The sequence below is a fragment of the Streptomyces resistomycificus genome, from assembly GCF_001514265.1.
Lineage (GTDB): Bacteria > Actinomycetota > Actinomycetes > Streptomycetales > Streptomycetaceae > Streptomyces > Streptomyces resistomycificus.
Map to the genome: position 1 here is coordinate 141,507 of NZ_KQ948996.1, position 20,474 is coordinate 161,980.

Consider the following 20,474-nt stretch of genomic DNA (forward strand, 5'->3'; position numbering starts at 1 on the left):
GGGAGGGAGGCAGAGGGGAGCTGCGGAGAGGGGCGGGGGCGGGCGACGGACGAGGAGAGCAGGAGCGTCCGGTGTGGCTCATGCGTGACGCGGCCCCGAGCTCTCGCGGAGGACGAGGACCGGTTCGGCCGGGGTGGTCGCGGGCGGCTGATGACCGGTGTCGAGTTGCGCACGCAGGAGACCGAAGGCGGTGTGGCCCAGCGCGTGGAAGTCCATACGGACGGTGGAGAGCGACGGTGTGACGAAGCCTGAGTGCGGGGCGTCGTCGAACCCGATGACACTGACGTCTTCCGGAACCCGCCGGCCCGCGTGGTGAAGGGCCCGCAGGACACCCAGCGCCAGGTCGTCGTTGCCGCACAGGATCGCGGTGACGTCCGGGTTCCGGCCGAGCTTCTTCCCGGCCTCGTATCCCGCCTGGGCGTCCCACCCCTTGCCGGACGGAGTGGGAGGGGTGACACCGGCCGCTCGCAGGGCCTGGCGCCAGCCTTCGGCGCGGGGCCCCGCCGAGCGCCGGGTCCCGGTCGAGGTGGGGATCGCCACGTAGTGGACGGTTTCGTGCCCGAGCGACAGCAGGTGCTCCGTCGCTGCCCGGGCCGCCTCCCGGTCGTCGGCCCACACCGCCGGACGGTCGGGGGTCAGGCCGGGCGGGGGTGCTTCGACCACCGCCGCGCACGGCACGTGCGCCGGGACGCGGTCCAGCGCGGCGGCGCCGAGACGGTCGAAGCCGATGACGACCAGCCCGCCACCGGTGTCGGCGGCCGAGGCGATCGTACGGTCCAGGTCGTCCTCAGGGGTCACGACCCGTACGCCGAGCGGGTAGCCCGCGGCGCGGGACGCCTCCTCCAGGCCCTGCAGGGTGGCCGCGTAACCGTAGAGGACGGTGTTCGAGGTGAGGACCGTGACCGACCGGGTCACACCGCTGGCCAGCGCGAGTGCGGTGGCGTTGCGCCGGAAGCCCAGGGCCTGGATGGCTGCCTCGACCCGCAGGCGCGTCTCCTCCCTGACGTTCGGGTGGCCGTTGATGACCCTCGAGACGGTTTGGTAGGAGACACCGGCCGCCTGGGCGACGTCGCGGATACTGGCGGCCTTCTGCTGACCCTGAGGGGGGTCGGTGTGTCCACCGGAGCTTGTGTGACCGGTCACAATCATGCGAGGATTGTGACCGGTCACAATGAGGGCGTCAAGAGACCGTAACCGGGGATTTACCTTTCAAGTACTCCCGCCGCACGGCACATCCCCACCCGGCACGCATGAACACCCAGCTCAACACCCACGAGAGCCACCGCAGTACCCAACATCCCGGAAGGGGAACGTGTGTTGACCGCAGCCGCCGCAGTCGAGAGGTCCCGCATCTGGTCGCACCCGCACCTCGGGCTGCACGCCGTGGTGGACTCCGACGGGTCGGTGAGACTCGGCAGACCGGGGCAGGACCGGGCCTGTCTGGTCCCCCTCGTCGAGGTCACCGCCACGGGACACGGGCGCATGTGGTCGGGCGAACGCTTCATCGAGACGTCCATCGGCGACCGCCTGACCTACCGCGGCCACGAGACGGTCCAGGACGAGAACCGGGAACGTACGACGATCCGCCTGGCGGACCCCGTGACCGAACTCGCCGCCGAGGTCACCCTGGAGACGACCTCGGGCGCCGCTTCTCTGCGAGCCCGGGTGCGCCTGGTCAACGAGGGCAGCACGCCACTGCGCGTCGAGAGCGTGACAACCCTGACCCTCGGCGGTATCACCGACGCCGACGGCGCCCTGGACGGCCTGACCCTGCACTGGGCGGACAACGACTGGCTCGCCGAGTGCCGTTGGCGGCAGACCGCCTTCCGCGACCAGGTCGTCCCACTGAGCAGGTCCGCGCACGGCCACGAGGGCCGCGGCTGCTTCGAGCGCTACTCACAGGGCAGTTGGTCCACCGGCCGACACCTCCCCGTCGCCGCCCTCACCGACCGGGACGGCCGCGCCTGGCTGTGGCAGATCGAGTCCAGCGCGGGCTGGCGCTTCGAGACCGGCGAACGCGAAGGCGCGGCCTACGTCGCCCTCTTCGGCCCCGACGACGCCCACCACCAGTGGCGCCACACCCTCGCGCCCGGCGAGGACTTCCACACCGTCCCCGCCGTCCTCGTGCGGGCCGAGGCGGGCGGTCTGGACGCCGCCTTCGGTGAACTCACCGACTACCGCCGCGGTATCCGGCGAGACCACCCCGACCACCGCACTCTCCCGGTGATCTACAACGACTACATGAACACCCTCATGGGCGACCCCACCACCGAGAAGCTCATGCCGCTCATCGAAGCGGCGGCGGCGGCCGGCGCCGAGGTCTTCGTCATCGACGCGGGCTGGTACGACGACGACGCGCAGGGCTGGTGGGACTCCGTCGGCGCGTGGGAACCCGCCACCAACCGATTCCCCGACGGCATACAGGAGGTTCTCGACGCCATCCGACGCCACGGCATGACGCCGGGCCTCTGGCTGGAACCCGAAGTCGTCGGCGTACGCAGCCCCTTGGCTCACACCCTGCCGCCCGAGGCGTTCTTCCGGCGTGGTGGCGTCCGCGTCACCGAACACGGACGGCACCACCTGGACCTGCGCCACCCCGCCGCCCGCGCCCACCTCGACTCGGTCGTGGACCGACTGGTCGACGAGTGGGGCGTCGGCTACCTGAAGCTCGACTACAACATCAACATCGGCCCCGGCACGGAGAACGGCCTCGAAAGCGCGGGCGCCGGCCTGCTCGGTCACCACCGCGCCCACCTCGACTGGATGGCCTCGCTCCTCGACCGGCACCCGAGCCTCGTCCTGGAGAACTGCGGGTCCGGCGGCCTGCGCATGGACTACGCGCAACTTGCGGTGGCACAGGTGCAGTCCACCAGCGACCAGCAGGACCTCCTGCGTTACCCGCCCATCGCCGCCGCGGCCGCCACCGCCGCGACGCCCGAGCAGGCCGCGGTGTGGGCCTACCCCCAGCCCGGCCACAGCCAGGACGAGATCGCCTTCACTCTCACCGGCGCGCTGCTCGGCCGCATCCACCTCTCCGGCTTCCTCAACCTCATGGACGACGACCAGTTCGCCCTCGTCAGCTCGGCGATCTCCGTCTACAAGGACATCCGGCCGGAGATCAGCGGAGCCCGCCCGTTCTGGCCGCTGGGGCTGCCCGCCTGGGAGGACACCTGGATCGCCCACGGGCTGCGAAGCCAGGAGTCCACGCTCCTGACGCTCTGGCGGAGGCAGCCCCCGTCCGGCGGTGCGGACATGCGCCAAGCCCAGCGGGACCAGAACGGATCAGGAGCCACCGCCTGCACTCTCGAACTTCCGCACCTGCGCGGCACTGCCCAGCGCCCCACCGTGCTTCATCCCGTCGCCACGGACAGTACGGCGGTGTGGGATGCGGCCGAGGGAAGACTGACCGTCTGCCTGCCTCGTCCTGACACGGCGGTTCTCGTCCGGGTGAGCTCTGGCTCGTGATGGCGGGGGAGGGGCATGGTCTCCGGGGTCGGTCACTGTGTTCTTGGGCAGGGCAGGGCAGGACGGGGCAGACAGTGCAGGCAGCGCAGACAGCGCTGGCAGCATCGATGGCCCCCGGCCGGGTGCGAGGCGTTCGGCTCTGCTATGACGAGCTTTTGGAGATCAATGAGGTGACGGCGGCGACTCGGCGAGCCACGTCGCCGGCGGGGACGTCGACGAGCTGGTAACCGAAGGCGAGGTAACTCTCTTCGTGGACCTTCTCGAAGGCCAGTGACTCCTCGAAGCTGATGCGCCGGGCCGCGGTCGGCTCGCAGAACCCCAGATTGCGGATGAAGAGCACTCGCCGCTCGTAGACGTCCTCCGACGTGATCCGTTCGAGCTCGGCGGCCAGTGCCGGGGACACCGGCCGCCCCAGGTAGGTGGCGAGGGCGTGTGCGCAGACCGGCGACCGGTCGAACACCTGGAGAGGGCCGGTGGCCTCCAGCTGTCGCTGTCGCTGCAGCGTGACGATCTCGTCGATGAAGGACGCCCGTGTCCATGGCTGATCCTCGCCCCGGGCCTGCGCTCGTGCGATGACCGACGTTGCCGCCTCCTCGACCACCTGGTATCCGAGTTCGCCGAGGCGCCGCAGGATGGTCGTCTTGCCCGCCCCCGGTGTACCGGTGAGAACGTACCGCCGCATGATGTGAGAACCCCTTCTTGGAGGTCACGACAGTGGTCGAGACAGTCCCATGGGCACCGTGGGTCCGTCGTCGCGGCAGACCAAGGAGCCATTGCGAAGCGGGAGATGGTGAGCGGGGCGGGTGCTTCAGATCGAGCGGGTGAATCGGATGATGATCCCCGCGCGGTCGGCTGATGCGCCGCAGACACCCTGAAGGCCGAGCCGTCGAGCGAGGCAGCCACGGCCGGCAGCTCAACGTCCTTCTCGGTTCGAGTACATCCCATTGACCAGATCTCGGCAACCGTCTTCGGGCAACCGCTCAGCGAACCTGATCGGAGAGTGATCCGGGTGGTGGACGCTGGTCGACCGGCGGTATGTCGCACGGATGAGGACGGAGACCAGAGCCGCCAGGTCTGCTGCGCCGGCCGCGTCGTCCGCGTAACGCGTGGTCTGCAGGGGGCCGACCTGATCCAGCCGGACGGCCCCCACCTCCAGGACGTAGGCGAGGGTGAGCATCGCGAGGCGTGCGTTGCCGTCCGGGAAGGGGTGGAAGAACGCGACATCCAGGTAGGCCCGCGCCGCGCGGGAGGCCAAGGGAACCGTCAGGTCGGCGCTCTCGCGCAGACAGTGCTCGAAGTCCCGCTCGGTGTGGGCGGTGAGTGCATAGCGCTCGCGGCCGCCCTTGGCGAACGCATCGCCTTGGCGGAACCGGACACCGGGCGTGCCAAAAACAAGCCGCTGCCATGTGGTCAACAGGGGGATCGTGAGCGGACGACTGTGGGAGGCGTCCGCGCGTGACCGGGCGAGCGTTGCCCGCAGTCGGGCGCCCCGATCCGGATCCGTGGCCTGCACTCCCACGTCACCCATGTCGCACCAGGCAGCGAAGCCGTCCACGGTCGTCATGACCGGGGACGGCGTCTCATCGGCCGCGGAAGTCCAGTCGACCTGGCTCCTGACTCCGCACCAGGCAGCCAGGGCGTCACCGGTCACGGTAGGGCCGCTCTCCGGTCAGAACTACCGCGAGATCCTCTCCCACAGAGTTGATCAAGGTCTGTGACGGTTCCGTCCAGCTCTTGAACCGTCCGCCGATCGCCGTCTCGACCATCGCCCTCGCGCTCTCCTGCCCCATGCCCGTGGAAGAGAGGAACCACGTCAGCACGGTGTGACACAGCCCGTACCAGCCGGTTTCGGTGTTCGTGCGGTCCACGACCACCGTCACCAGGCGGGTGGCCGCGCGTTCCAGGTGCCAGCTGCGGTCCTCGGCATCCGCTCCGGTGGGCGGGGCCAACTGTGCGAACCGCTCGGCCAGTTCCTCCAGCCAGTCTCGCCACTCCAGCAGCGACGCGACGACTCTGGCGGCCGTTTCCGCGGGTTCGCCCAAGGAGTCGGAGGTGCAGCACCAGCTGAAGACGACGCCGCCACCCCCGCCCTCACCCACCGCCCAGTGCCATCCACAGGACCACCGGCCATAGCGGCCAACCAGCAGCGCCGTGACCTCGGTGACAAACCGATGCCGCGCTTCCCAGCCGGCGTCGGCGGGCGGCACCATAGAGGCGATCAGCGCGGCGACCTGAGATTCCTCTTCCGCGTCCCACACGAAGGCGTTTCGCTCGGGGTCGACAGCGGACCAGGGCAACCGGGCAGGGGCGAGATCGTCATAGATGGCCGTGGTGTTCCTCCGAGAACGGCTGGGGCGACTGCTCGATCCTGCCAAAGGCCCGAGGCCCTGTCATACGAGTTTTCGACACCGCCGACGTGTCTCCCTGGCGCGTGGTGCGACAACCCCTGCAGCCGTCAGCCGGCTCGGGGGCGGGCAGTTGGGCGGGCAGGAGAAAACAGCGGTATCCGGGGTGAGATCACCAACGGACCTGGATCCACGTCACCAACGGACGTGGATCCACGTCACCAACGGACCTGGATCCACGTACGACGGCCCTGAGCCGTGAGCGAGGGCCACCGTTCGCCGTGACGCCCCACCAACGGCGATCAGTGCGCATTGCGCGGATGCCGGCGCGCCGTCCGCTCGTTGCCGCGCCGGTAGTTGCCCGTCCAGCGAGCCATCACCAGCTGCGGATCCCCGTCCGCCACCTCCCGTACGAACTGGGCCTTCCTGTTCCCGCGCACCACGGTCGCCATGCGGCCGTGGTGCAGGATCACCACGGAGCCGTCGCCCCGCTCCTCGTACGTGAATCCCCGTGCTGGTGTCACGCGGTCCCCTTCGACATAGAACGCCAGGATGCCGACTGGCTGGTCCCCGCGCGAGCTGTTTTCCGCCGCGTCGATCGGGTGGGGTCGCGGTGTCGACTTACGGCCACCCGGCGGCGGGGCTCGGCATGGCGCACGCCCGTTCTCGTCGCAGTCGCAGGCGGTACCCGCAACTGCGGCATGGCCGGGAGCCGCACCGGCGATCAGCTGACGTGGGTGGCGATGGTCCGCGCACACTCCAGGGATTCGGTACGTGTTGTGTCGACTTCCAGCTCGTAGATCACGCCCTTGTGCACCAGATCCGCCTGCAGCGAAGCCATTCCCTGGACCCGGTCTCCCCGTGCGATCTCCCGGCCTGCGGCGATCGCACTCTCACACCTGACGCCGACCCACAGCACGGTCAGATCGCCAAGTGCCTTCTGCCAACGCTGCTGAGAGGCCGCTCCGCCGAGGAAGACGTCATCGATGATGACGCGGGCGCCTGCACGGGCCATCGCCACGATGCCCTCCACCCAGGCCGCCTGCAGTGCCATGAACTCCGCGCCGACGTTGATCGCGCCGTCCGCCGCGATCTCGATCCCCGCGTCCGACGCCTGCATCTTCGCGGGCATCGCCTCCACGAGTGAATCGACGCCGAACGCCAGCCACGGATCCGGAAGCACGGCCTGCAGGCACCGTACGATCCCGGACTTCCCCGAGCTGGAACCACCGTTGAGAATGATCATCTGCGTGTTCACAGCGTCACGATAGGGCGCATCCTCACACGGCGTGAAACGCAAATTAATGGCACGTCGCGTTCAACGACCGTGGCGCAGTGGGAAATCAACTCGTCCGCCCAGGCCTCTTGCGATTGGGGCGACGTGGGCGGACCAACGTGTCGAGCGCGCCTACGGCCGCACGGATATGGGCCGGGCCGCGACGCAACCGTTCTCCCGCGCACCACCAGGACAGCTCCCCGTCCGCATCCCTCGGATGCATGCCCAGTCCATGCTCGGCACACAGGGGCCACGCCTGCCACAGACGCTCGGTGACGGTCTCCTGCGCGGCATCGGCAACGATCGCCAGCGCAGAGGCAGGGCCGGCCGCCGAGTCCGGGTCCAGGCAATTGCCGTGCCACTCGCCGTTGGCCAGAGCGACGTAGACGTTCTCCGGCTCGTCCGCATCCCAGGGGGGAAGGGCCAGCAGTCGCAGGGGCTCCTGCTCGGGAAGGGTCACCGCCAGGTCCCGGTTGAGGAGGGCGAGGGCCCGGTCCCACACGGGGTACTCGCCTGTCGAGACGCGACGAGGCTCAGGGGTGTCGAAAAGAGCGCGCATGGGCACCATCCTCCGCCACACCACGGACAGCCCCCATCGCACACCACGTCGTAAGCGATGCCGACTACGGCGTGACGGACGTCGTTGTCGCCTTTGAGCGGGACGACACGGAGGATCCTCCAGCTCTTCACACGCGCGAAGACGTGCTCAACATGGGCTCGTCCCTGTACCTCTTGGTCCGAAGCCGGTCCAGAATGCAGCCATGGCCGACGACGAGCAACACGAGACAGCAGCACGCTCATTTCTGTCCTGCGCGGCCGAGGTGGCTCGGCTGCTGGAGCTCGGGGACACGGCCGACCTGCCGGAAGACCGACGTGCGCGGCACCTGGCCCACGCGGCACGCAAGCCGCTGCTCGAACGCGCCAGCCTGCCCGAAGAGTTCTTCGCCCCGCTGATGGCCGCGGCTGTCTACGACCCCGACCCCAGCTTCTGCCGCTGGTTCGTCGAGCCGGCGCTCTACGCATTCGGGCGCCGTCGGGTCATGACGGCACTTCTCGACTATCTGCGGACGGGCACGGACGCAGAGCGAGCAGGCGCCGAGCGGGCCTGGTACTGCGCACACCTGCCGCTGCGTGCGAACCGGTCCCCGGCCTACGCACCCGGTGGCAGCCGTGACCCTGCCCTGGACGAGTCCCGCGACGTGGTGGACGAGTGGCTGAAGGCATGCAGCGAACACCTGCCCGATCCCACAGCCTGACTGGACCGCAACGAAGCCTGAGGCCCCGTTGCCACGCACGTCTGCTCCCTGCGGGACGTGGCAGACGAGCCGGTGCGGGCGAGCCAGCGACCCGGCATCGCTGGAGAGCGCCTCGACGTTGGCCGAAGCGCTCATAGGTGCCTCAGTTTCGTGTCACTTCCTCGGCGGTCTGCCCAGATCGCAGCAGACCGCCGAGGAAGTGACCTGGGTTGTCGAGCACCTTCCGAGTCAGCAGCCCGCAGGTCTCCCACCTGTGCGGTTGCCAGATGGTGTGGGGGCGAGCGCGGTGCCGGGTCGACAGCGCGGGCACGCGTCTACGCCGCCGGCGAGGGCCTGGACACGGGCTGCCGGAGCGGCACTCGCGTGGAGAAGCCTCCGGGTGTGCGACCCGCTCGATCGCGCCGGGCGGTCGATGCGCTTTCCCGGCCGGTCGGGCGGGCGGATCAGCGCAGTCCGGCGAAGAGATCGTTCTCGGGTATGGCCGCTCCGGTGGGGTCCTGGACCCGTACGAAGGTCTCCATGCCCATCAACTCGCCGAACCTCTCCTTGCCCATCCTGAGGAAGAAGATGTTCTCGCCCTGACTGGCGTGCGCGGCCAACGCGTCGAACTTCTGATCGCTGAACGGGGTGGTGTCCACCCACGTGGTGATCTCGTCGTCGGGGAGGCCGATCTCGGCCAGTGCGGCGGCCTCGGCAGGATCCGGCTCCGGCATGTCCTCATGGAACTCGCGCATGATCTCGCCGAACCGCTGCATCATCGAGCGGGGCATCGTGGTCCAGTACACCTTCGGTGTCAGCGTGGTCATCTCCAGCGCCGCCATCGTGATGCGGTGGGCCTGGATGTGGTCGGGGTGGCCGTAGAAGCCGTTCTCGTCATAGGTGACGACCACATCGGGCTGGTAGTGCCGCATGAGGTCCGCGAGTCGGGCCGCGCCCTCCTCCACGGGGGTCTGCCAGAAGGAGCCGGGGGCGTCGTTGCTCGGCCAGCCCACCATCCCGGAGTCGGCATAGTCCAGCAACTCCAGATCGCTGACCTTCAGGACGCCGCAGCTCGCCTCGAGTTCCTGCCGCCGCATCAAGGCGACCGCCGCCGGATCGTGCCCGGGATCACCCGGCTTGACACCCCCCGGACCGTCACCGCAACCGCCGTCGGTACACGTCACGAGAACCGTGCGGATGCCTTCCGCCGCGTACCGCGCGAGGACCCCTCCGGTTCCGGTGGCCTCGTCGTCGGGGTGGGCGTGTACTGCCATGAGAGTCAAGGGCCGGTCGGTCATGAAAACAGTCCTCCTGCAGAAATACGTCGTGGTCCGAGTGCGCGGCGGGGTACCGCGACCCTGGGGCCCGGATCCTGGTGGGGCGGACGACCTGGCGGTCTCCGTGTTCCCCGCCCGTGCGGCGCCGGTCCCTCGGTCGATGCAACCGCGCCGACCGGACCGGCTGTTCCCGGCAGCCCGTCTCAGCCTGCGGCCCGGCCTCCTTCATTAGTGCGGTTATGGCGCGAAGGCGGTACGCGGTGTCTGAACGCGCCGGCGCCCCGCTCCTCGCCTGAGGCCCGGTCTCACCCGCCCCGGCTCGGCCGTCGGCAGGTGAGACCGACAGGTGCGGCTCAGCGGGTCCGGTAGCGCGCGTAGATCAGTCCGCTGTCGAAGGCACGTTCCTCGACCAGCTCGAGGTCGAGGCGCACGCCGTCGGGGAAGAACCGCTTGCCCCCGCCGACCACGCTCGTGGTGATGAACAGGTGGTACTCGTCCACCAGGCCGGCCGCGATCGCCTGGGCCGCGAGGTTCGGGCCGTCGACCGTGAGGTCGTGATCAGCCTCGTCCTTGAGCCTGCGTACCGCGTCCGGGTCGAAGGTCCGCTCGATCCTGGTCTTCGCGCTGGACACCGACTCGAGTGTCGTGGAGTACACGATCTTGTCCGCGGCCTGCCAGTCGCGGGCGTACTGCAGGATGTGCGGCGGCTGGTCAGGCTCGGTGTGCGCGGTCTCCCAGTAGACCATCGTCTCGTACATCCGTCGGCCGTAGAGGTACGTGCCGACGGGGCGGAAGAGGTCGTTGATGAAGGTGTGCACCTCCTGGTCGTCGGCCGGCCCGGTGCCGAGGTCGCCCTCCGCCGCCTCGGCGTAGCCGTCGAGCGAGGTGATCATCGAGTAGATGAGCTTTGCCATGCGTCTCCTTCGGGAACGAGCGCGTCAGACCGCCAGAGGTCCTGCAGGTAGTGACCTCCGCCCGACCCGGAACTCATCGATCGGCGGGCCGTCCGGTTCCGTCAGCCGTCAGCCGTCGTTACCCGGACGGAGCGCTCCTCGTCGGGGATCATCATCGTGGCCATCGCGTTGTGGCTGCGCTCCGACTCACACGACACGCCCCGCGCCCGCGCTCTCATGCCGGTGTCGCGGTCGGACACAGCAGCGGCTGACAGGGGCTGTCCGCCCGTCAACCTGCGCATCCACACCGGGAATTGAGCAACAGAGTCCCCCTGCTATGGTGCGCCGATGTCATCGATCAAGCAGTTCCAAGTCACCTTCGACTGTGCAGAACCTGAGCGCGTCGCTCGCTTCTGGTGCGAGGTGCTGGGGTACGTCGTACCGCCGCCGCCGGAGGGGTTCGCCACGTGGGGCGATTTCGATCGCTCCCTGCCGGTTGAGCGGCAGGGAGCAGCGTTCGCCTGCAGTGATCCCTCAGGCGTGGGCCCGCGCCTGTTCTTCCAGCGCGTCACCGAGGGCAAGGTCGTCAAGAACCGGCTGCACCTTGACGTGCGGGTCGGCACCGGGCTCGTGGGCGAAGAGCGCCTGGCCACGCTCGAAGCCGAGTGCGCACGACTGGTCGCGCTCGGCGCGATCCGCGTACGAGTGCTGCTTGCCGATGACCACAATGAGTCGTGCATCGTGATGCAGGACATCGAGGGCAATGAGTTCTGTCTCGACTGAGCATCCTTCGTGACGGCGAATGGGAGCCGTCGCCCTCAGTCGGCCTACGCCGACACGGTCCCCGGAGCAGAAAGCAGCGCCTCCAAGGCCGCGCGGGCCTCTGAGACGCGGAACCTCCACGCCTCACTCCGCAAGGTGGCGATGTCCCATTCAGCCGTCGGCTCGGTGCCGCTCACGCAGTAGCCGTAGACCTGCTGGGCCACCTGATCGGTCAGAAGCTCCTCGTAGTGGAACGACCCCTCGAACGCCGCCCAGGCGACTGCCCGCCTGCCCTCGCAGACCCGGCGGAGGGCTTCCCGCGTGAACCGGCGGAGATCGAGCGAGGTGTCATCGAAATCGAGGTCGTACGAGATGAGACCGAGCCGCGCGATGTCCTGCGGCGGCTCCATCAGCACGTACGGCAGCACGTTGTCGGGAACGAGTCCGGCGAGATGGAAGGCCTCTTTCGGCAGTGGTGTGCTGCCGGCACCGAGGACGAACACGTTCACCGAGGCCGGACCTCTCCAGGTGAGGGCCTCTTGTACGTCGCCCGCCGCCATCATCGGCCCCCTTTCCGAACGCCCGTGCTGCGCCTCCTGCCGGCCACGCCACGTGCCCCCTTCGCCGGCCCGTCGCCAGAGCCGACGTGGCTTGGTCGGCGACCGCGACCACACGAACGACCAACCTCAGCCTACGGCCTTGGCCTTATTGTCGGTGCCTCGCGGGTGAAGTACCGGAACGCGACGCTGAAGTACAGGCCGCGCGCCCCGGGATGCCGAGAACCACAGCCGACGCCGCCAGCTCGCTCCGCCGTCGGCGTGGCCCTTGCCCCAGTTCCAGGCCAACTCCTCGCGAGATCCCGCGGAATGGATACCCGCAGATGTGGAGCCCGTCGTGCGGATCACGCTCCGGCAGGCCGTATAGATTGCCCGCATGTCTTCTGCACTGGTGATCGGTTACGACCCGCAAGCGATACCCGGCGTCGACGGGGAGGCACTTCGCGCAGCCCTCGACGCGGAACTTGTCCGGTTCGGCGAGCACGGCATCGACGCGGCCATGACGCTGGTCGTGTTCGACGAATCGGCCGAGTCCACCCTCGTCGCGTCGCTGACCAGGCACCCATGGGATGTCGTGGTCGTCGGCGGCGGGATCCGCAAGGCCGAGCAACTGCTGCCGCTCTTCGAACAGATCGTGAACCTGATTCGCAGCCACGCACCCCAGGCCGCGATCGCGTTCAACACCAGTGGCGGGGACAGCGTCGAGGCGGCACAACGGTGGCTCTGAATGCATCTGAACGCCTCTGAAGACCGCCTCCAGGACAGCCGAAGGTGACGCCACGTACTCCTACAGGTTCGGGGACATCACCGGTGCGGGCAGGTCCAGAGCACGACTGAGGGCGGCCGTGACAGGGGTCGCGTAGTCCTCCAGGTGCCGGGTGGTCCAGATGGCGGCCAGTTGGAGGAAGTCGGTCAGGTCGCGCTCCGCTCCGGCGAGCAGGCGGCGCAGGTCGGTGACGGGCAGCTCGATCACCGGGCTGTTGTCGTCGTCGGCGTCGACAGTCAACCGGACGACGTCGCCGTGGCGTTCGGCGAGCGGAAAGGGGTCATGTCCGAAGCCGGCCGAGCCGCTGCCGTCGAGGACATCAAGCCAGTCGCGCCTCTCCTCCAGTCCGTTGCAGCAGCCCGGCAGCAGCGTGGTGCCGGTTTCGGTGTCAGTGACACGCAGGCCACCGGATGCGAAGAGATCGTCCATGGTGAGCAGTCCGTGCAGGAAGCTTCCGAGAGGGTCGGTGGGCCGCGGCGGGTGCCCTTCGGCCTCGGGATCGACGTTGTTGCACTCGGCAATGCGCATCACCGCTGTGCCGACCTCGGCAGGATCGAGTCCGCCGCTGAGCGGGAGGAAGCCGTATGCCTCGGACTCGGCGACAGGCCACAGGGCGAAGCTGTCGGGGGCGTAGATCTCGAGGACGGGCTGCAGAACGATCACCCGGCCAGTCTGCGGTACGCGCTCTTCGCGCCGCACTGCAATTACCGCGCAACACCGTGCCCACCCTGCCCTACTCGTTGCCCTACTGGCTGCCGTACCGCCGACAGGAGTGCGGTCGCTCCGCGCCGGGGCCGAGGTCCGTTACGAGAGGCTCGACGCCGTCTCCGGCGACCAGAAGCGCAAGGTGTCTCGCTCGCCGCCTGCCTACGGATCAGCTCGCAGCCGGAGCGATGGTCAGCAGCCTTCCCATCGCGGCCAGCACGGACGGCTCGACCCGGTAGTACACCCAGGTGCCGCGCCGCTCGGAGGTGAGCAGTCCGGCGTCCTTGAGCTTCTTCAGGTGGTGGGAGACGGTCGGCTGGGAGACGCCGACGTCGGAGATGTCGCACACGCACGCCTCGCCGCCCTCGTGTGAGGCGACGGCGGAGAACAGTCGCAGCCGCACCGGGTCACCCAGGGCCTTGAACATCCGCGCGGCCGTCTCGGCCTCTTCCGCGGTGAAGGGGCGCTCGGTGAGCGGCGGGCAGCACGGCGCCACCGCCTCGGCGCCGACGGGTTCCAGCAGCGGCAGCACCCTCGTATTCGACATGCGTCTATGTTGACATACATCGAACCAGTGGTGCGAGGGGCGGACGTCTCGGATGCGGGACGGGTGGGCGCATGCCCGGCCTGGTCGAGGACCCACTGAATTCGATGAATGTCTATGTTGACGTCTGTCGAATCAAGTGGGACCCTGGCCCTACAAGCCATCGACGAATGTCGAAACAAAGGGGAATCTCGTGGCCGTGTCCATCCACAGCGTGCCCACCGTCGACCAGCTGCCCGTCGTGGTCGTCGGAGCCGGACCGATCGGCCTGGCCGCCGCCGCTCACCTCGTCGGGCGCGGTCTCGAACCGCTCGTTCTGGAGGCCGGCCCGTCCGCGGGCACCGCCGTACGGGCCTGGTCACACGTGCGGCTCTTCTCGCCCTGGGCAGAGGTCACCGACCCGGCGGCCGAGAAGCTCCTCGCCCCGACCGGATGGAGCCGCCCCGACGGAGCCTCGTACCCGACGGGCGGTGACTGGGCCGAGCTGTATCTGCAGCCGCTCGCCGATGCCCTCGGTGACAGGATCCGCTTCGGTGTCACGGTGACCGGCGTGGCCCGCGCCGGACGGGACCGGATCGTCGACTCCGGCCGCGACGAGCAGCCTTTCTCGGTGCACATCCGGCTGGCCGACGGAAGCGAGGGGCGTATCGCCGCCCGTGCCGTCATCGACGCCTCCGGTACCTGGTCCACGCCCAGCCCGATGGGCGCGGACGGTCTGCCCGCCCTGGGCGAGAGGGCGGCGACCGCGCACATCTCCTACCGCGTCCCCGACCTGGGCGACCCGGCCGTACGCGCCCGGTACGCCGGCAAGCGCACCGCCGTGATCGGTTCCGGAGCCTCTGCCTTCACGGCCCTCGCCCACCTCGCCGACCTGGCCGAGGAGAAGGACGGGACGCGCGCCGTGTGGATCCTGCGCCGCGGCATCGGCGACGGCACGTACGGCGGCGGCGAGGCCGACCAGCTCCCCGCACGCGGTGCCCTGGGCCTGCGTGCCAAGGCCGCCGTCGAGAACGGCCATGCCGACGCGGTCACCGGGTTCCGTACGCACGCCGTCGAACGCGAGGACGACCAGCTCGTCCTGGTGGCCGAGGACGGCCGCCGCCTGGACCCGGTCGACGAGGTGATCGTCCTGACCGGCTTCCGTCCCGACCTGTCCTTCCTCTCCGAGGTCCGCCTGGGCCTGGACGAGCGACTCCAGGCGCCGACCGCGCTGGCGCCGCTCATCGACCCGAACGTCCACTCCTGCGGCACGGTCTACCCGCACGGCGTCAACGAACTCTCCCACCCCGAACAGGGCGTCTACCTCGTCGGCATGAAGTCCTACGGTCGCGCGCCCACGTTCCTCGCGCTGACCGGCTACGAGCAGGTCCGCTCCATCACCGCCGCCATCGCCGGAGACCACGAAGCCGCCGAGCGCGTCGAACTGACCCTGCCGGAGACCGGCGTGTGCGGCGGCGCGGGCCTGTTCGACGACTCCGACGCCGCCCAGAGCGGTGACGGCGACGGCTGCTGCGGCGCCCCCGCCACCCTGCAGATCGGCATCGGCGCCCCGGCCGTCTCCGGCGGCTGCTGAACTCCCCACCCATCAACGGAGGTTCACCATGTCCCGCGTACAGCTCGCCCTGCGCGTCCCCGACCTCGACGCGTCCGTCGCCTTCTACAGCAAGCTGTTCGGCGCCGAGCCCGCCAAACTCCGCCCCGGCTACGCCAACTTCGCCATCGCCGAGCCTCCGCTCAAGCTCGTTCTGATCGAAGGCACCGCAGGCGAGGCGACCCGCATGGACCACCTCGGCGTCGAGGTCGGGACGACCGAGGACGTCCACGCCGCCACCACCCGCCTCAGCGAGGCAGGACTTGCCACCGACGCGGAGAACGACACCACCTGCTGCTACGCGCTCCAGGACAAGGTCTGGGTCCACGGCCCCGGCCAGGAGCCCTGGGAGGTCTACGTCGTCAAGGCCGACGCCGACACCCTGGCCAAGCAGCAGGACAGCACATGCTGCGCCACAGTCGAACCCGAGACGAAGGAACCGGCCGTGGCGGGCGGTTGCTGCTGACCTGACCTGCCTATGACCCATACCCACCTCAACGCCGACGGCGCGGGGCCGTGACCAGAACAGGGGACTGGTCACGGCCCCGCGCCGTGCTCCGCCGGACGGTGCTCGGTGCGACCGGAGCGCATCGTGGCTCGACCCGCTTGCGGAGTTCGCCTCCAAGGGCCACACCAGCCGATCCGCCTCGGCAGGTCGACTCCGGCGTGAAAACAGATTCGAGTGCCCGCCGATGACGTGGGCATGCCTGTCGTGGTTGTCACATCAGGCCGGGGGAGTGTGGAAAGTGTGGCTACTGTGGCAGGAGTCCTTGACTGCTGCCGATTGCGGCGCCATCTGGCTCAGTAACACAGGAAACCTGGCTGAAACTCCGTGAGTTGACTCAGTGTCACATGGGCTACGGCGTGTGTTCCGTCCATGGAATTCTTCGTTCCGTCCGGGGTGGTGGTGAGGATGTGAAGGCGCATCGATCGATGCGCCTTCATTCCGCGTGAGCTGCCTGCTTGCTCGTGTGGGTGGTCGGGGGCTGCGCGTTTTCTCGCAGAGGGGGACGCACGTGAGACGTGCGCGTATGACGATCGCGGCGACGGTGGCGGGTACGGCCTTGTCGCTGCTGGGAACGGGGGTGGCGTCGGCGGGTACGGGGCCGAAGCCGAGCGGACCGAGTGCGGCAGCCGGCTCGGTCGGCACGGAGGTCGGCAACCCCTCCAGTTCGGCGGCGCAGGCGGCCGGGGTGTGCTCGGACGCCTACCAGATCGGCACGACGTCCTACATCAACCGGAACACCGAGACGATCGCCTCGGTGAAGCAGTTCTACTCGCCGGGCTGCGACGAGAACTACGGCTACCTCTGGGTGTGGAAGTCCTTCCTGGACAAGAACATCAACTTCGATCTGACGGTCGGTGTGTGGTCCTATGACCGCGACTCCCTGGTGGGCACGCGGACGGTCTTCGACACCCACGGCCAGGAGTTCTGGGGCAACGCCGCCAACACCGTCGGCGAGTGCACCTCGGGCTACGGCCTGATCGCCATCACCGACGAGCCCAGCAACGAGGTCCGCACCGAGAAACGCTGCTGACAACCCTTCAGCACGACTGAGCCCGGTATCAGCACGAGTGGCTCCGCCGGTGTGCGCCGCACCCGTCCGGACCATCGCACCTACGCAGGGCAGAGGGTGGCACCCCGGCACGGGTGCCACCCGGTGGGGCCCTGCTCACATCAGCTGTCTCGAGCATCGGAGAGAACCCCGTGAATCCTCGCATGCCCGCGTTACGGCGACGCAGACGGTGGCTGCCGCTGTCGATCGTGGCCGCCGCCACCGCGACCGCCACCCTCACTGCCGCCCTCCCGTCAGCCGCCCAGCCGGTCGGCGACACACGCGCCGGGGCCCCGTCGGCGGCCGCAGCCAAGGTCACACCTACGCCCGTGGGCGTGACGAAGGCCCCGGCCAGCACGCCCGTCAAGGCCGCCGACCTGCGCGGCCCGTTGGTGAAGTCGGCCGAGGCCGCGACGGGCGTCGTGCCCGTGGGCGTCGGACAGGTGCCGTGGTCGGAGTTCTACACGGCCCAGCTGTCCGACGCCGTCAGCGCACAGGTCAACTACGGCAACGGCAACCTGCTGGTCACCGTCCAGGGTTTCGACATCGCCGACGCGGGACCGGGCCTGTCCTGGGGCAACACCTTCAACAGTCTCAACAAGGCGGGCTGGAACACCACCACGGGCGCCGACTACCGGGTCGTCGAGGCCGCCACGGACGCGGTCGTGGTCAGGGGCCCGAGCGGCACGATGGCCGTCTTCGCCCGGGACGGGGCAGGCTTCACTCCCGCCAAGGGCTACAAGCAGGACCTCACGGAGGCGGACGACAAGAAGTCCTTCACCCTCACCAGCCGTCGTACGGGGGAGAAGACCACGTTCACCCGCTCCGGCACGACCGGTGACGCGCGGGTGTCGAAGGTGGAGGACAAGAACGGCAACGTCACCACGATCACCTACTCCGGGGCCTTCGCCGCGAAGGTCACCGCCGCGTCCGGTCGGACGCTGACGTTCACCAACGACGGCACCCACATCACCAAGGTCGCCGACAGCACCGGCCGCTCGGTGAGCTACACCTACACCGGCGACCTGATCAGGTCCTTCACGGACACCGACGGCAAGACCACCACCTTCGACTACGACTCCTCCCAGCGCCTGTCGAAGATCACGACCTCCGAAGGCCGCCAGACCGCCTTCACCTGGGACAGCACCAAGGTGGCCTCCCTGACGCGCGTGATCGACAACGCCACCGGTGCCGGCAACACCACCGCCTTCCGCTGGCTGCTGGGCCAGGACAACACCGAGACGGAGGGCACCGTACGGATCACCGACCCGCGCGGGAAGAACACCCTCAAGACCGTGGACGGCTACTGGCGCACCAAGAGGACCGAGGACCCCCTCGGTCACACTCGCTCCAAGTCGTGGGGTCCGGACAACGACATCGCCACCGCCACGGACGCCATGGGCACGGCTCCGGACGACGGCAACATCACCAGCTACAAGTACGACTCGGCCTTCAACCCCACCAGCGTGACCATCCCCACCGGCGCGCAGGCCACCGCCACCTGGGTGAAGAAGGGCAGCGGTTACTTCCCCGAGACGCTCACCTCCGCCTCGGCGGAGAAGACCGCAAACAACTACGACACCTCGGGCAACCTGCTCACCTCGGAGGACGCCACCTCCGGCGGCACCGCCGCCAAGTGGACCTACACCTACAACCCCGAGACCGGGACGATGAAATGCGGCGGTCTGCCCGGCCAGCGCTGCACAGCCACCGACCCGCGTGAGAAGAAGACCACCTACGAGTACGACCCCAAGGGGAACCTGACCAAGGTCACCCCGCCCGCCCCGGTCAAGCCCACCACGTACACATACGACGATCTGGGCCGGCAGAAGACGGTCACCGACGGCCGCGGCGTCACCACCACCTACACCTACGACAACCGCGACCGCGTCAGGACCCAGACCGCCGGCAGCGCCACCGCCACCTTCACCTACGACGCCGACGGCAATCTGAGGACCCGCACCACCCCGACCGGAACGTCGACGTTCACCTACGACGAGCAGAACCGCGAACGTGTCCGCACCCTGCCCGGCACCGCGACGACGTCGATCACCTACGATCCGGCCGGCAACGTGGCGACCGCCACCGACTCGGGCGGCACCGTCACCTACGGCTACGACGACGCCAACCAACTGACCTCCGTCACCGAACCCGACGGCGCCAAGACGACGTTCGAGTACAACAACGACGGCGAGCGCACCAAGACGATCTTCCCCGGTGGCACCACCCAGACCGTCACACCCGACGACTCCAGCCGCCCGACGAAGATCGAGGTGAAATCCGGGACGACAACGCTGTCGTCGATCTCCTACGACTACAGCAGCGGCGGCCAGGACACCGACAAGGTCCGCAAGCGCACCGCCGACGGTGCCGCCACCGTCTACACCTACGACAGCGCCGGCCGCCTGACCAAGGCGGTGGAGACCAAGGACGGCTCCACGACGGCCGGTTGGTCCTACTGCTACGACAAGGCCGGCAACCGCACCGCGGCCTCCACCGGCACCAGCCTCCCGTCCACCTGCGCGGACGCCCAGCACACCTACAGCTACAACGACGCCGGTGAACTGACCGCCTACGACGCCGACTCCGGCTTCACCTACGACGGCGCCGGCAACGAGACCGCCGCCGCCAGCCCCAACGGCCGTCGCACGAACGGGACGTGGACGCCGTTCACCCAGCTCGGCTCCTACACCCAGTCCGGCACCACCACCAGCCAGACCTACGCCGGCGTGGACAACACCGACCGTCTGACCCGCGGCAACGCCGCCTTCATCAACGCGGCCGTCGGGCTGACCGGTCAGACCGTGTCCGGGGCGGGCACCGGTTTCGTCCGCGAGCCGTCGGGCACCCTGGTGGGCATGAGAAACGGGGGTGCCGGCCAATACTACCTGACGGATGCCCAGGGCTCCGTCATCGGCCTGGTCGACGCCTCGGGCAAGCGCACCGCCACCTACTCCTACGGCCCGTACGGTGAGCCGCGCACCGACAGCGGGACGCAGCAGCCCTTCCGCTACACCAGTGCCTACCTCGACCCGTCGGGGCTGTACAAGATGGGCGCCCGCTTCTACGACCCCCGGATCGGCCGCTTCAACCAGCCCGACCCTTCCGGTCAGGAGCAGAACCCCTACCTGTACGCCACGGGCGACCCCGTGAACCACACGGACCCCTCGGGGCTCGGCGCTCTCGACTGGCTGGGAATGGCGGGGGACGCGACGCAGGGCTTCATCCACCTGGCTCAGGGGGATACGCGTGCGCTCTGGGGCGACGTGGCGGGATTCGTGGCCGGAGCCGCGACTCTCGCCGTGTGCGAAGCCATCATGATCGGGGGAGCCCCGGCGACCGCCGGCGCATCAGCCGTGTACGGGCAGGCCGTGTGCTGGTCGGCGTCGTGGGGGGCCAGCACAGCGGTCGGCAACCTGGTCGGAGGCTGACGCACGGATTCAAGGCCGACAGAAGAGACGAACAGCGACACACGCACGAGACACAGAAGAGAGGGAGCCGA

General features: G+C 69.0%; 20 protein-coding genes and 1 pseudogene. 8 read left to right on the forward strand and 13 right to left on the reverse strand.

The genetic code is table 11. The annotated features are described in order from the left end of the window. Window positions 1-78 precede the first annotated feature (78 nt). Window positions 79-1,149 carry a LacI family DNA-binding transcriptional regulator gene (locus AQJ84_RS26710; RefSeq protein WP_053192655.1) on the reverse strand — a complete coding sequence of 357 codons (1,071 nt, stop codon included), beginning with the start codon at window positions 1,147-1,149 and terminating at the stop codon, window positions 79-81. Between the two features lie 165 nt (window positions 1,150-1,314). On the opposite strand from AQJ84_RS26710, the gene AQJ84_RS26715 reads away from it, so the two are divergent. Continuing rightward, window positions 1,315-3,465 carry a glycoside hydrolase family 36 protein gene (locus tag AQJ84_RS26715; protein ID WP_037802915.1) on the forward strand — a complete coding sequence of 717 codons (2,151 nt, stop codon included), beginning with the start codon at window positions 1,315-1,317 and terminating at the stop codon, window positions 3,463-3,465. Between the two features lie 142 nt (window positions 3,466-3,607). Here the strand turns inward: AQJ84_RS26715 and AQJ84_RS26720 are convergent, their stop codons facing one another. From AQJ84_RS26720 to AQJ84_RS45150, 7 genes and pseudogenes are all read right to left on the reverse strand, one after another. Beyond that, a complete protein-coding gene (locus AQJ84_RS26720) occupies window positions 3,608-4,147 on the reverse strand; it encodes an ATP/GTP-binding protein (RefSeq protein ID WP_053192653.1) in 540 nt (179 codons plus the stop codon). Window positions 4,148-4,378: 231 nt separating this feature from the next. After that, window positions 4,379-4,879: a Fic family protein gene (locus AQJ84_RS41315; RefSeq protein ID WP_259294367.1), complete on the reverse strand. Its 501-nt coding sequence runs from the start codon at window positions 4,877-4,879 to the stop codon at window positions 4,379-4,381. Window positions 4,880-5,105: 226 nt separating this feature from the next. After that, the gene (locus AQJ84_RS26730) at window positions 5,106-5,762 is read right to left on the reverse strand and encodes a hypothetical protein (RefSeq protein WP_030040670.1); all 657 of its coding nucleotides are present in this window, start codon (window positions 5,760-5,762) and stop codon (window positions 5,106-5,108) included. Between the two features lie 350 nt (window positions 5,763-6,112). Beyond that, window positions 6,113-6,334 carry a hypothetical protein gene (locus AQJ84_RS26735; RefSeq protein ID WP_030040669.1) on the reverse strand — a complete coding sequence of 74 codons (222 nt, stop codon included), beginning with the start codon at window positions 6,332-6,334 and terminating at the stop codon, window positions 6,113-6,115. Between the two features lie 200 nt (window positions 6,335-6,534). Beyond that, window positions 6,535-7,068 carry a chloramphenicol phosphotransferase CPT gene (cpt, locus tag AQJ84_RS26740; RefSeq protein ID WP_030040668.1) on the reverse strand — a complete coding sequence of 178 codons (534 nt, stop codon included), beginning with the start codon at window positions 7,066-7,068 and terminating at the stop codon, window positions 6,535-6,537. Window positions 7,069-7,153: 85 nt separating this feature from the next. Then, window positions 7,154-7,645, reverse strand: coding sequence for a hypothetical protein (locus AQJ84_RS26745; protein WP_107082819.1), 492 nt, complete (start codon window positions 7,643-7,645; stop codon window positions 7,154-7,156). Between the two features lie 53 nt (window positions 7,646-7,698). Then, window positions 7,699-7,812 (reverse strand): annotated as a pseudogene (locus AQJ84_RS45150) (IS5/IS1182 family transposase); the annotation flags it as partial. A 35-nt stretch (window positions 7,813-7,847) separates the two neighbouring features. Here AQJ84_RS45150 and AQJ84_RS26750 point away from each other — a divergent pair. Further along, entirely contained in the window at window positions 7,848-8,342 is a 495-nt protein-coding gene (locus AQJ84_RS26750) for a hypothetical protein (RefSeq protein ID WP_225877258.1), read from the forward strand. Between the two features lie 443 nt (window positions 8,343-8,785). On the opposite strand, the gene AQJ84_RS26755 is transcribed toward AQJ84_RS26750, so the two are convergent. After that, window positions 8,786-9,619, reverse strand: a complete 834-nt coding sequence (locus tag AQJ84_RS26755; RefSeq protein ID WP_030040665.1) for a PIG-L family deacetylase — start codon at window positions 9,617-9,619, stop codon at window positions 8,786-8,788. 332 nt (window positions 9,620-9,951) lie between these two features. Then, on the reverse strand, window positions 9,952-10,512 hold the full coding sequence (locus AQJ84_RS26760) for a dihydrofolate reductase family protein (RefSeq protein WP_030040664.1): 561 nt from the start codon (window positions 10,510-10,512) through the stop codon (window positions 9,952-9,954). 327 nt (window positions 10,513-10,839) lie between these two features. Here AQJ84_RS26760 and AQJ84_RS26770 point away from each other — a divergent pair, with 327 nt between their 5' ends. After that, window positions 10,840-11,274 carry a VOC family protein gene (locus AQJ84_RS26770; RefSeq protein WP_030040663.1) on the forward strand — a complete coding sequence of 145 codons (435 nt, stop codon included), beginning with the start codon at window positions 10,840-10,842 and terminating at the stop codon, window positions 11,272-11,274. Between the two features lie 44 nt (window positions 11,275-11,318). On the opposite strand, the gene AQJ84_RS26775 is transcribed toward AQJ84_RS26770, so the two are convergent. Next, a complete protein-coding gene (locus AQJ84_RS26775) occupies window positions 11,319-11,762 on the reverse strand; it encodes a hypothetical protein (RefSeq protein ID WP_128092276.1) in 444 nt (147 codons plus the stop codon). Between the two features lie 424 nt (window positions 11,763-12,186). Here AQJ84_RS26775 and AQJ84_RS26780 point away from each other — a divergent pair, with 424 nt between their 5' ends. Beyond that, on the forward strand, window positions 12,187-12,537 hold the full coding sequence (locus tag AQJ84_RS26780) for a hypothetical protein (RefSeq protein WP_030040661.1): 351 nt from the start codon (window positions 12,187-12,189) through the stop codon (window positions 12,535-12,537). 60 nt (window positions 12,538-12,597) lie between these two features. On the opposite strand, the gene AQJ84_RS26785 is transcribed toward AQJ84_RS26780, so the two are convergent. Next, the gene (locus AQJ84_RS26785) at window positions 12,598-13,239 is read right to left on the reverse strand and encodes a hypothetical protein (protein WP_030040660.1); all 642 of its coding nucleotides are present in this window, start codon (window positions 13,237-13,239) and stop codon (window positions 12,598-12,600) included. 211 nt (window positions 13,240-13,450) lie between these two features. Continuing rightward, complete coding sequence (locus tag AQJ84_RS26790) at window positions 13,451-13,828, reverse strand: ArsR/SmtB family transcription factor (RefSeq protein ID WP_030040659.1); 378 nt, start codon at window positions 13,826-13,828, stop codon at window positions 13,451-13,453. Window positions 13,829-14,024: 196 nt separating this feature from the next. Between AQJ84_RS26790 and AQJ84_RS26795 the strand changes: the two genes are divergently transcribed. The 4 genes from AQJ84_RS26795 (at window position 14,025) to AQJ84_RS26810 (ending at window position 20,403) form a co-directional block, all read left to right on the forward strand. Continuing rightward, complete coding sequence (locus tag AQJ84_RS26795; RefSeq protein WP_030040658.1) at window positions 14,025-15,398, forward strand: NAD(P)-binding domain-containing protein; 1,374 nt, start codon at window positions 14,025-14,027, stop codon at window positions 15,396-15,398. A gap of 28 nt (window positions 15,399-15,426) precedes the next feature. Beyond that, entirely contained in the window at window positions 15,427-15,882 is a 456-nt protein-coding gene (locus tag AQJ84_RS26800) for an ArsI/CadI family heavy metal resistance metalloenzyme (protein WP_030040657.1), read from the forward strand. 550 nt (window positions 15,883-16,432) lie between these two features. Then, entirely contained in the window at window positions 16,433-16,954 is a 522-nt protein-coding gene (locus AQJ84_RS26805) for a hypothetical protein (protein WP_225877257.1), read from the forward strand. Between the two features lie 182 nt (window positions 16,955-17,136). Next, a complete protein-coding gene (locus AQJ84_RS26810; RefSeq protein WP_053192651.1) occupies window positions 17,137-20,403 on the forward strand; it encodes an RHS repeat-associated core domain-containing protein in 3,267 nt (1,088 codons plus the stop codon). The last annotated feature ends 71 nt before the right edge of the window (window positions 20,404-20,474 follow it).